The organism is Candidatus Avelusimicrobium caledoniensis, from assembly GCF_902756455.1.
Classification (GTDB): domain Bacteria; phylum Elusimicrobiota; class Elusimicrobia; order Elusimicrobiales; family Elusimicrobiaceae; genus Avelusimicrobium; species Avelusimicrobium caledoniense.
Genome location: NZ_CACVRB010000007.1, coordinates 50998 through 62052, shown reverse-complemented (window position 1 = coordinate 62052; position 11055 = coordinate 50998). Strand labels below are relative to the sequence as shown.

Annotated in this window: 9 protein-coding genes and 1 tRNA gene; 5 read left to right on the top strand and 5 right to left on the bottom strand. The window is 45.5% G+C overall.

The window, feature by feature from the left end; translation table 11 throughout:
• Positions 1-198 (top strand): hypothetical protein (locus ACQY2W_RS02780; RefSeq protein ID WP_428049143.1); only part of this gene is annotated, 198 nt, incomplete at its 5' end.
• 81 nt (positions 199-279) lie between these two features.
• On the opposite strand, the gene traF is transcribed toward ACQY2W_RS02780, so the two are convergent.
• Positions 280-1860, bottom strand: a complete 1581-nt coding sequence (traF, locus tag ACQY2W_RS02775) for a conjugal transfer protein TraF (protein WP_428049141.1) — start codon at positions 1858-1860, stop codon at positions 280-282.
• A 105-nt stretch (positions 1861-1965) separates the two neighbouring features.
• On the opposite strand from traF, the gene ACQY2W_RS02770 reads away from it, so the two are divergent.
• A complete protein-coding gene (locus tag ACQY2W_RS02770; RefSeq protein ID WP_428049139.1) occupies positions 1966-3492 on the top strand; it encodes an oligosaccharide flippase family protein in 1527 nt (508 codons plus the stop codon).
• 279 nt (positions 3493-3771) lie between these two features.
• Here the strand turns inward: ACQY2W_RS02770 and ACQY2W_RS02765 are convergent.
• The 3 genes from ACQY2W_RS02765 to ACQY2W_RS02755 all read right to left on the bottom strand — a co-directional run bounded on the left by ACQY2W_RS02765 (position 3772) and on the right by ACQY2W_RS02755 (position 5482).
• A tRNA-Arg gene (locus ACQY2W_RS02765) sits at positions 3772-3843 on the bottom strand.
• Between the two features lie 83 nt (positions 3844-3926).
• A complete protein-coding gene (locus tag ACQY2W_RS02760) occupies positions 3927-4820 on the bottom strand; it encodes a hypothetical protein (RefSeq protein ID WP_428049137.1) in 894 nt (297 codons plus the stop codon).
• 26 nt (positions 4821-4846) lie between these two features.
• Positions 4847-5482, bottom strand: a complete 636-nt coding sequence (locus ACQY2W_RS02755) for a methyltransferase domain-containing protein (RefSeq protein ID WP_428049135.1) — start codon at positions 5480-5482, stop codon at positions 4847-4849.
• A 116-nt stretch (positions 5483-5598) separates the two neighbouring features.
• Here ACQY2W_RS02755 and ACQY2W_RS02750 point away from each other — a divergent pair, with 116 nt between their 5' ends.
• The 3 genes from ACQY2W_RS02750 to ACQY2W_RS02740 all read left to right on the top strand — a co-directional run bounded on the left by ACQY2W_RS02750 (position 5599) and on the right by ACQY2W_RS02740 (position 9059).
• Positions 5599-6813 (top strand): RecB family exonuclease, encoded by a 1215-nt coding sequence (locus ACQY2W_RS02750; RefSeq protein WP_428049133.1) that lies wholly within the window; start codon positions 5599-5601, stop codon positions 6811-6813.
• Positions 6814-6835: 22 nt separating this feature from the next.
• Positions 6836-8275 carry an FGGY family carbohydrate kinase gene (locus tag ACQY2W_RS02745; protein WP_428049131.1) on the top strand — a complete coding sequence of 480 codons (1440 nt, stop codon included), beginning with the start codon at positions 6836-6838 and terminating at the stop codon, positions 8273-8275.
• A 115-nt stretch (positions 8276-8390) separates the two neighbouring features.
• The gene (locus ACQY2W_RS02740; RefSeq protein ID WP_428049129.1) at positions 8391-9059 is read left to right on the top strand and encodes a type II secretion system protein; all 669 of its coding nucleotides are present in this window, start codon (positions 8391-8393) and stop codon (positions 9057-9059) included.
• Positions 9060-9116: 57 nt separating this feature from the next.
• Here the strand turns inward: ACQY2W_RS02740 and ACQY2W_RS02735 are convergent, their stop codons facing one another.
• A complete protein-coding gene (locus ACQY2W_RS02735) occupies positions 9117-10970 on the bottom strand; it encodes an ankyrin repeat domain-containing protein (protein WP_428049127.1) in 1854 nt (617 codons plus the stop codon).
• Positions 10971-11055 lie beyond the last annotated feature (85 nt).

Below are 11055 nucleotides of genomic sequence, written 5' to 3'. Positions count from 1 at the left end.
CTTTTCGCTTTTCTGGCACCAGAAAAGCTCGCAAAAGAGTGCCGCCCCATGTGCTATAAAAAGCAGACGAAATGGGAAATTTTTCAAACTCGCTATTGCTCAAACATGAAAAATTTCTTATCCATTTCGGCGCTTTTTATAAACAGCACTCAAGGGGCGGAAAAACGAAACGGCTATTTCTCTTTTCTCTTGCAATGAGTGATTGTCACGCAGACTTGAGGAACACAAAAAAAGCCGCCCGGTTAAGGGCGGCTCTCATTATTGCTTTTGGTACAGGTATTAGAACAAAAAACCTATCGTCAGCGAACCGGCCGCTGAGTTAGGAATATCTTTTCCGTCAATCTTGGTGCTCTTGGTGCTCATCGCTCCGGCGAGTTCAATGTGAAAGCGCGTTGTATTAAACCCGATACCGGCTGTGTAGAACGGCGAAACGGTACTTACCGCTATGTTTTTGTTATATCCGACGCGAAGCGGCATTGTAAAACGCGGATGGTTGATGACGTTAAACTCTAGGCCGAGCGCGAGTTGGCGCGACTTGATAGTGTCTAACAGCGTATCATTTTCCGTTACGTCAATATCGGCGGCGGCTGTCAGTCGTTTAGAGGGATTTACCGCTACGCCCGCGCGCAATTGCGGTTTGAGTTCGTATTTCTCAGTGCGCCAGTTGCGTACGATAGCCGCATTGATGTCGGAGGGTGGATCCGGACGGGCAAATCTCGGGCTGTTGATATTACGCGCAGTCAACCCAAATTGCGGATTCCAAAAAATTTCTTTGTCTAACAGTTGCGATAAGTTCCCCATTACACCTACGTCAATACCGATGTTGGTGGAGTTCTTTTTGTTATCGTATGCTTTGTCAAAAATCTCTTTGATCTTTTCGTCTTTTGTGAGTACCATGACACCGCTTTGTGCCGTATAGCCGCTGATTACTTTGAAGTTTCCCCCCACTTTTAAACCGGGGATCACTTGTTGTCCATACCCCAAGCCGGCTTCGGCAAAGGTGGCGGCATCTACCATGACGAGCGTTTCGTTGTCTTTGTAACTTCCATCGGCATTACCGGCCAAATTGATGAGCGCACTGGCCCCGGGAATATAATCGGCTGCTTGGCTAAATGCTCGTAAAATTTTTTCATCGCTCACGCCCACATAAGACCGGGCCGCATCTACTAAAGCGGTGGCTAACTGTAAACTGTTGGAACAGGATCCTGCGTTTAAAAGGGTTCTTAGAGAATCAAAAATTCCGTTTGCATCAATGGCGGCGGCTAATACTTCCGCTGCAGTTCGTTGCACCGGATTAAGCGTAGCGGTCGGACTTCCGATTAACGTGTAACCGCCTGTATAAAATTCCAAACGCTTGGTATCTACCACCGGGGTAATAGCTCCTGTGCCCAGAGTGCGAATACCTACGGCAAAATTTTTCATCGTAATGCCCAACCCGGCATTCGCATGGGCCAAGGCCCCCATGTCATTACCGAGCATTTTGGCAATGTTATTAAGCCCTTTGAATAAAGTGTCTATGTTATCAGCGGATGCTTTGTTTCCGGAGGTAATGGCGTTTTTCAACGATTTGTATTGACGGGTCATCTCGGTTAGTTCCCGTACGCCGTCTAAGGTGTCTTTGGTGGCTTCTAAACTGGCTCCTCCGTCCAAGAGAATGTGTGTCCGTTTGTTATCTTCAGGCTGGGCCAATCCGGCGGGGTTCCAGTATTGGGCATCCGGCCCAACCGCGGTAGCAACGCCCGCACCGCCCATCCCCATTGCGCGTGTGCCGACAAATTGCCATTGTTGCGCGCCCGCTACGGACGCAACAAATAATGCCGCACCGCATAGTACGGCATTACGAAAAATATTTGATTGCATAGTATCTCCTTAAATACAAGATAATTCTATCTTACTAAACCTACACTTCCGTGGCAAGCAGATAAAAGGGCGGTAGAAGCGCATTAAATGTTACAATAATATCGTATGGATCAACGTAAAACCGGGATATTGCTTTCCTATCTGAACTTCGGTCTTAATGCACTTATCATGCTTATCTATGTGCCGATGTTACTGCATTATGTGTCTAAAGAGCAGTACGGTATTTATCAGATGATAGGATCGTTTATCGGCGTGATTGCTGTGTTAGATTTTGGTTTGAGTGCTACTGTTACGCGCTTTGTCGCCCGGGCAGATGCCAAGAACGAGCCGCAACAGGCCCAACGTACCATTGATGCCGCGGCGTTTTTGTATGTGATTTTGACGGGACTGCTCATCTTAATTAGCATCGGTGGCTATTTTTTAATAAGCCCGATATACGGCCACGCGCTTTCCCCGGCTGATTTGGCCACAGCCCAACAGATTTATCTGATTTTGGTGCTTAATTTTGCAGTATGCGTACCGGGGAATTTATTTTTGGGGCTGGTACAAGCCAAAGAAAGATTTGTCTTTTTACAATGCTTGTATTTATGTACAACGGTTTTGACACCGTTAGCGATATGGGGAGCGCTTTGCTGGAAAGCCAACGTCGTGGGCGTGGTGTGGGTACAAACAGCAGCTAATATCAGTTTGGTGCTGGGATATTATTTGTATTGTAAAATTCGGTTGCATATCCATGTTCACCCGCGAGGATGCAATGTATCATTACTTAGACAATTGTTCGGATTTTCTTTCTTTGTGTTTCTGGGAAATATTGCCGGGCAGATTTCTTCGCGTTTGGGGCCGCTTGTACTAGGATTGTTAGCCGGTGCGTTGGCGGTGGCGAACTATTATATTGCCTCGCAACTGTTAATGGCCTTTACTATGATACCTTCGCTTATTAGCGGGGTGTTTTTGCCGAAATTGTCCGGCGATTTTGCTACTCAAAATTCGTTAGCGGTCCACAACGATATTTTTTGTAAAACGGGAAGATTGCAAACCTTGGTGGCGTTGCTTTTGTTAATCGGGTTTGTGTTACTGGGGCAAGTATTTTTGCGGTTGTGGTTGGGGCCGGGTAACGAGGTGTGTTACGGTTTGGCCATTGTGCTGATGAGCTGTTCGTTGCTTAACATTGTGCAGGGGGTGTCAAACTCCGTGTTAATGGCTATCAACAAATATCGTTTTTCGGCTTATTTGGGTATCGCTACGGCTTTATTAAATGTGCTGTTGGCTTTCCCCCTCGTAAAATACTACGGCACGATGGGTTGTGCCATTGCCCTGGTGCTGAGTACGTGTTTGGTGCGGGGTATATTGATGAATTGGTACTATCACAAAATCGGACTACATCTCAAGGCGTTTTTCCGCGCGCTGGGGCCGATTGCCGGTTGGAGCCTAGTGGTGATGATTGTGTTGGGCATGGTGTGGCATTACTGGCCTGTACAGGCGACGTGGCGCAGTTTTATTTTGCACGGCATTTGTATTGTAGCCGTATATGGCGCAGTAATGGCGAGATTTGTGTTAAACCGTTTTGAATGGGATATCGTACGGGAAATCTGTGCGAAATGCCACTTTCCAAAGGTAGTTTCTGATAACTAATTTCGTATATACAAATAAAGCAGTTTATATTGCTAGGGAACAAAAAATACCCCCAATGGGCTCGCCTTCCGGTAAAATCTCTGACGAGATTTTCCTGCAGGCCGGGCTCGCGGTACTCGCCTTTGCCTGCGGCAAAACTCGTACATCGCTGCGCCTTTCGATTCCCAGCGCAACATAAGCGGTACTCGCCTTTGCCTGCGGCAAAACTCGTACATCGCTGCGCCTTTCGATTCCCAGCGCAACATAAAGCAGTTTATGTTGCTTTGGGGAACAAAAAAATACCCCCAATGGGAATCGAACCTATATCATCCGCTTAGAAGGCGGGTGCTCTATCCATTGAGCTATGGGGGCAACTACATCTATTTTACTAAAAATATAAATTTTCTTCAAAAAAATTTGTGTAGAAAGATGAAACTGATTACGTAGATTTTTTGCTATTTCGCCAGGATATCGCACAAGTGCACTCTCGGAAGGTTTTCTAATAAACCGCCTTCCGTTGCATTATAGAGGAAACGTTTGTTTCTGTTGCAATATCTCTGCAAATATTCGTAACCTTCAAAAATGGCTACATATTGAATTAAATCCTGTTTCATAGATATGACTGAAGATCGTTTTGTTAGACGTGTTTTTTCATTTAAAGATAATTCAAATCCATAAAGAGAATCCTCGTTCAGTTGTAATCTCATTTGGGCGGTTGAAATAAATCCGCTACAATCACAGCCCAATAAATAAATTTCTTTAAATCCCATATAAACGGCCATTTCAATAGCAAATTGAACGACACTCAACACTTCGGGCACTTGATGCGTAAAATCAATAAAAGATTGAGGATTTCGTGTTAAATTTACCATCCTATTATCATAGTATGCAATATTCAATATTTGATCGAGATGGTGTCGGCGTACAAAATTATAACCCTCTAATTTGTAAAAAACTTGAGGAGTATTATCAGATGTTTTTACTGATTTGATAACATGAAGGAACTCTTCCCCTTCGGGAGAATCGTTTTCTGTATAAAAATCTGGGTCTGAAAAGAAATGGTAATTTGTATGCAGTTTAGGGAAATCTGGATGGCGTGGGAGTTGATTGACAGTAAAAACAATTTCGTTTTTAAGAGTAGAAAAGTCCACTTGTTTTAAAGAGGGGCCATTCCCCAGTATGAAACAACGTTTTCCAACATGACAATTGTAAAATTTTTTGTTTTCTTTAAGTAAATAGGAAATACGCCGATGACGTATAGTGTTGCGAGAGTTCCACAAGAATCGTTGAGCCATGGGAATGGTATTTAAATAACTGTCTATTTTTTGTATAGCTTCTCGTATTTTCATAAACTTTCTCTTAGCTGATCCAAGTATCAATACCCCCATTTAAGTAATTTGCGTAGTTTATGATAAAACATTCTGACCAGCTCCTTTATGGCTTCTTTAGAATTTTTTGACACTAAAATTTCTGCTTCATAACGATGAAATAAACTAGTGGGAATTGGAAAGGTTAACACGATGCTTAGCCATGGCCGTTTACCGGGAAGCACGGTTATATTCCTCCAATAGTTTTCAAATAAATGGTAATACCAAAAAATAGGTTTTACGGTGCAGTGTGCGTTTTGTCCATTTGGTAGGTAATTATACGCTAAAGCATGATGTAGGACAAAAAATACTTTATCAGAAAGGGAACGTATTTGTTCTAAGACCATAGGTAACTCTTGCTCTGGTATATGTTCTAATACGTCTGTGTTTATTATCAGATCAGCTTTTTTGACGGGAAGGTGGGCTTTGTCCGGTATGGCAGGATCATAACCATAAAATATAATGTCTGGATATTTAGATTGTAACAAGTCTATTAAGGAATTCTTTCCGCAACCAAAATCGAGCACAATTTTAGGTCTAAGATAGTCTATAACCAAACACACAGTATCACAATATTCGTAACCCGATGCTCCGTAAGAAGGGTTTTGTTTGTGGAGTTGTTTGTACAAGTCAATATAACTCATGGATATTTTCTCCCCAATCTGTTTCTCTATTCTACCATTTTTATCTATATACTAAAAGATTTTTCCCCATTCTAAAATGCTACAATAAGAAATACCTTGGTATCGGGGAGTAAGTCATGGCTAAAAATTTGTCGTTTTCATATTCCAAAATGGGGATGTATAAGGAATGTCCGCAAAAGTACAAGTTCCGCTACGTCCACATGTTGCCCGAGCAACCCAAATACTACTTTGCGTTTGGCTCGGCCCTGCACGCCGTGATGGAATTTATCTACAACCCCGCCAAGCCCGCTTTCCCCACGTTAGAAGAGGCACTCGCTTTTTTTGATACCACGTGGAACAAAACTTCCTTTGAACAAAAGGGCTACGCTAGCGTAGATAAAGAACTGGAAGGATACGCTGAGGGCCGCCGCATTTTGGAAACATATTACGCCGCCAATGCGGACAATTTCAAACATCCTCTTTCCGTAGAGACCAAAAGCACGTTAGATATTGACGGGCTAAGCTTAATCAGCATTTTGGACCGCATGGATTATTTGGGCGACGGAAAAATTAAAATTTTAGATTATAAAACGGGCAAAACCGTCCAACGCGAGCCGGACCAACTGTACATGTACCAAAAAGTAGTGGAAAACTCCCCCGTCATCAAAGCTATCGTGCAGGCCAAAGATCCGTCAGTAAAAACCGTACAAGTAGGCGAGTTAAGTTTCTATCACTTGCCTACGCTAACGGAACTGAAATTTGAGCGCGCGCCCGATAAAGAAATTTTTGAATTTTGGCAAGGCGTATTGCAAATTGCCGACAAAATCCGCGCCGGACAATTTTCCCCCACCCCCGGCGAAAACCAATGCCGCTGGTGCGATTACCGCAATATCTGCCCGGTGTTTACGGGCAAAGAGTACGACGGCCCGAGTGGTTATGGTGCGCGTAATTTAGCGGCTCCAAAACCCGTTTCACAACCGGCCGCGTTACCTAAAAGCGAGCCGGAATTGCTTGCCGAAAAAATTGACCGCTTGGGCGAAATTACCCAAGAACAACAAACATTGGAACAAGAAATTTTGGCCCTTTTGCAAAAAAATAAATTTGAGCGGCACTTTGGCAAACAATATAAAGCGGAACTTGTTTCCGACGATAAAATCACGCTAACCGATCCGGCCAAAGTCGTTGCTTTATTGCAAAAATTAAATTTGCTTAACAAAACGCTCGCGCCCACTAAAACCACCATTGCCCGTTTATTAACGGACGACAGCGTTTCGCCGCAAGATAAAGCACAGTTGCAAAAATTAGTACAAGTGGTCAAAGCGTGGCGCGTGCGTGTAGAAAAATCGTTGTAAATTTTCAAGGGAACAGCACCGTATGAAAAAAGAATATATTGTTTCGCTGGATATGGGCACATCGGGCTGTCGTGCGGCGGCGGTGCGGGCCGACGGTACGATTGGGGCGCAACATTATTTTCCGCTCGTTCCCGCGCGTCCCGCGCCCGGGCTGTCCGAATATAACGCCGAAGATTTATGGCACGCGGCCGAGCAATCACTTCGTGCGGTGCTGGATAAAATCGGCCCGCAAAACGCCGCCGCGCTCGCGGTAGCGTCCCAGCGTTCTACCGTGGTGTTGTGGGACACAAAAACGGGTGAGTCCGTTGGCCCGGTGCTTACGTGGGAAGACGGGCGTGCGCAAACACAAGTGCAAGATGCTACGGTCAGCCAAGAAGAAATCCATTTGAAAACAGGCCTTTATAAAACACCGTTTTTTTCCGCCCCTAAGATTACGTGGAGTTTACAAACCGTCCCACAAGCGATTAGCTTGCTTGCGCAAGGCCGTTTGGCGGCGGGACCGGTAGCGTCGTATATTATTTGGAAATTAACAGGGGCTCAGAAATTTGCTACCGATTATTCGCTGGCCCAACGCACACTCCTTTTAGATGTCCATTTGTTATCTTGGAGTGAAACGCTGTGCAAGGCGTTTAGTATCCCGCACGAGATTTTACCGTCGTTGCAAGCGTCCGCGGCCGATTACGGTTCGTATACATATCAAGGTGTTTCTATCCCGGTTTGTGCGTGTGTGGGCGACCAACAAGCCGCGGCGGTTTATTTTAAACTCGCTAAAAATAAAAGTTTAATCAATTACGGCACAGGTGCATTTTGGCTGTATAATACCGGTGATAGACCCGTTTTTTTGCCGGGCATGCTTACCTCGCTTTCGGCCGGTACGCAACCTCACACCAGCGATTATTTGTTGGAAGGTCCTGTCAATTCCGCCGCCAGCGCGCTGTTGTGGCTCAAAGCGCAAGGTATTTTGTTTGAAGACGGCGAAGTGGACGGACTCTGCGCGCAAGCCAACCGGCCGGTGTGGTTTTTGCCTGCCTTTGGGGGCCTAGGTGCGCCGTATTGGGACTTCCAAACGCCGACGGCGGTACAAGGTTTATCCCCCCATACCCGCAAGCCCGATTGGGTGGCCGGAGTGTTACGCGCGGTGGCCTTTTTGTTAGCCGATATTGCGGCTTATTTGCGTGCCAACGGTTGCGAGATAAAAGGCCCGGTACAAGTTTCGGGTGGACTCTCACACAGTAATTATTTGACTTCTTTTCAAGCAGATGTGTTGCAACTGCCGCTAGAAGTTTCTCATCAGGCCGATGCTACGCTACTGGGAGCGGCGATGCTGGCGGCTGAGCACATCGGGCAACCGGTTACGTGTGCGCCGGCCTACACAAAAGTTTCCCCCACCCTGACAGCTGTGCAAGCGGGCGAATTATACGCCGCGTGGCAACAGTTTGTTTCCAACGTACGTAAAAAATAAATAAAGTATTACTTCACTAATCTTTCCGATTTTTTCGTCGGTAAAAATTGCCTATTGACATCGTTTTTTTTTTTGATACCATTTAGTGAAACATAAACTAAATGGAGGTTCTTTTATGGAAAAAGGAAATCAAATAAGTTTGTCATGCCGGAAAGTTTTTATCCGGCATCTTCGTATTTTTGTTTCTGATGGGATGGTTAAGGGGCGAAAAAAAATCGGAAGATCCCGGATTACAAATTTCCGGGATGACAGACCTTTATGTTATAACGGCGACAACGGCGGCTTTACCCTTATTGAGCTTTTAGTAGTTGTTCTTATCATCGGTATTTTGGCGGCGGTGGCACTGCCGCAGTATGAAAAAGCGGTGTGGAAGGCGCGCTATTCCCAGTTAGTGACGGTGGCAAATTCGCTGGCCCAAGCCGCGGAAGTGTATTATTTGGCAAACGGACAAAACCCAACGGATATGGAAGAATTGTCTGTCAGTATGAATTGCGAGCGGGTATTAACCGGCGGCCGTTGGAAATGCGAAGACTTTTATTGTGATTTTAGAGCTAATAATACCATTACCTGTATGAACGAGCAGTTATTAAAAAACGGGTATGGCATAAGTATCAATTTTGCCAATTCTTCTTCTAGGCAACGCTATTGCTTGGCTATGGAGGGTGAGCCATACAATCAATTTTGTAAGACTCAAACAGGTAAAACAAATCATGCGTTTACCTACAGTATTTTGGACGGCAGCGGAGGGCTGTCATACAAAACAACTTACTGGTATGCTTATTAACCGGATCATAAAAACACCCCGGTAATAAACCGGGGTGTTTTATGTGTCATATACTTTTTAATTCAACAGCGGCGCGGTGGCTTGCGAAACCGTCTTTTGGGTGGAAACCGCTTGCGTCTTTACGGTTGTTTGTGTTTTTTTGACGGTTTGTTTAGCCCGGTTTGCCTTGTTGGCCGCTTTTGCTTGCGTTTGTTTGGCTTGCTTTTGGGCGGCCGTTTTGGTTTCCTGCGCTTGCTTTACTGCCGTATTTTTGGCGGCGGTGGCGCGGCCCATTTGCTCGTCCACTTTTTGGTCAATTTGTGCTTGTAAGTCGGCGGCTTTTTGGGCTTTAGCTTGTTCTAATTGTTGTTGTAAGCGTTGGATTTCCGGGTCTTCTTCCAAGGCCGCTTTTTGCGCTTGATATTCTTGGGTAACTTGTTCGCGGATAGCCGCTTCTTTTTGTTCGGCAGCCGCTTTAAGTTGGGCGGCTTGCTCCTCTTTTAATTCAAAAATAACAGCTTCTTCTTGCGCCAGTTGTTCTTCCAGTGCGCGTACCGCGGCTAGTTTTTGTTCTTCTACTTGCAGGGCTTGTTGTTCAATGGCTTGGCGTTTTACGTTAAGCACTCCCGCCGTAGCTGAGCTAGGCAAGAATTTATCCGTTAATGTAAACACGGTTTCGCCCGCTTGGTTGACGGAGGTTAAATCAGCCCCTTGTTGAATCAAATACACGGCCGTGCGGTCTTTTTTAGCTTTAATAGCGTTCATCAGCGGCGTATTGCCTTTGGCATCGGCGGTGTTGATATCGGCCTTGGCTTTGACCAATGCTTGTGTCGAAGCAACGTCCTCTGCGTACACCGCGTAGGCGACTACACTGCGTCCCAAATTATCCTGTGCGTTGACTTCAATGCCTTTTTGGCCCAGTAACATTTTTTGGATATCTTGTTTGTTTTTCGCTGACGCACGCATCAAAGGCGAAACACCCGCGTGATCTTTGGCATTGGGGTTGGCCCCGTTAGCAAGTAGGAAACGCAACGTTTCAACTTGGTCTTTTTCTAAGGCATAGAAAAGCGGGGTACGTCCGGCGGTGTCGGGCAGGTTGACGTCGGCATGTCCGTTTTTAACGAGGTATTTTACAACCGGCAAATGTCCTTCCGCCGCGGCCGCTGAAAGTGCGCTAAGCCCCGTAGCCGGATTGCGGTAATTAACGTTTGCGCCGTTGGCGAGTAACACTTTTACGTTTTCCAAATAACCGCGTTGGGCCGAATAGATAAGCGGTGTGTTACCGACGGCATCGGGGATATTCAGCGACGTTTTATCCAAGGAGGTTAAATCGGCTAATGTTTTGGCATCATCAAAGTTAGCCGCATAAATAAGAGCGGTTTTTCCCATATCATCTTTGACGGTAGAATCAGCCCCGTGTTTGATTAAGTAAGTAACGGCTTCGCCTTGTCCGGCCGCGGCGGCGGCAATTAACGGTGTAACGCCGTAGCTGGATTTATCATTTACATTGGCTTTGCCGTCTTCTACTAACATACGCAAAATTTCCATATTGCCTTTTTCCCCGGCAATGGTTAAGGGTGTAATACCGGCGTAGTTTTTTTCGTTGACGTCGGCATGTGCGTATAAAAGGGTGCGTACGCGGTCGGTATCGTTGATTTTAATAGCGCGAATGAGCGAAGTATCATATACTAATTTTGATTTTGCTTTCTCGCGAGCGCCGAGCACATCGCTGTGATATTTTTTTTGTTCAGCCCCAAAGACCGTACCGCGGTAAATGTCGCCGGGCTCGGTGGTGGCCTGCTGGGTAACGGCACTTGTTACCGAGCGGGAATTTGTTCCTAAGACCAAATCATTTTTTTGTGCGGGGGCTCCGAGGAGCGGTAGTGAAGTAAGTGATAAAGCTAACGTAATCGGTAATTTTGTGATTTTCATACGACCTCCTGTATGGATATATTATAGCAATACGCAACGTGTTTGCACGCATTTTTTTATATAATTCAAAATAATTAGCTGAAAA

Coding starts and splice junctions, on each gene's coding strand:
- traF (WP_428049141.1), bottom strand. CDS start 1,860: ATGCAATCAAATATTTTTCGTAATGCCGTACTATGCGGTGCGGCATTA.
- ACQY2W_RS02770 (WP_428049139.1), top strand. CDS start 1,966: ATGGATCAACGTAAAACCGGGATATTGCTTTCCTATCTGAACTTCGGT.
- ACQY2W_RS02760 (WP_428049137.1), bottom strand. CDS start 4,820: ATGAAAATACGAGAAGCTATACAAAAAATAGACAGTTATTTAAATACC.
- ACQY2W_RS02755 (WP_428049135.1), bottom strand. CDS start 5,482: ATGAGTTATATTGACTTGTACAAACAACTCCACAAACAAAACCCTTCT.
- ACQY2W_RS02750 (WP_428049133.1), top strand. CDS start 5,599: ATGGCTAAAAATTTGTCGTTTTCATATTCCAAAATGGGGATGTATAAG.
- ACQY2W_RS02745 (WP_428049131.1), top strand. CDS start 6,836: ATGAAAAAAGAATATATTGTTTCGCTGGATATGGGCACATCGGGCTGT.
- ACQY2W_RS02740 (WP_428049129.1), top strand. CDS start 8,391: ATGGAAAAAGGAAATCAAATAAGTTTGTCATGCCGGAAAGTTTTTATC.
- ACQY2W_RS02735 (WP_428049127.1), bottom strand. CDS start 10,970: ATGAAAATCACAAAATTACCGATTACGTTAGCTTTATCACTTACTTCA.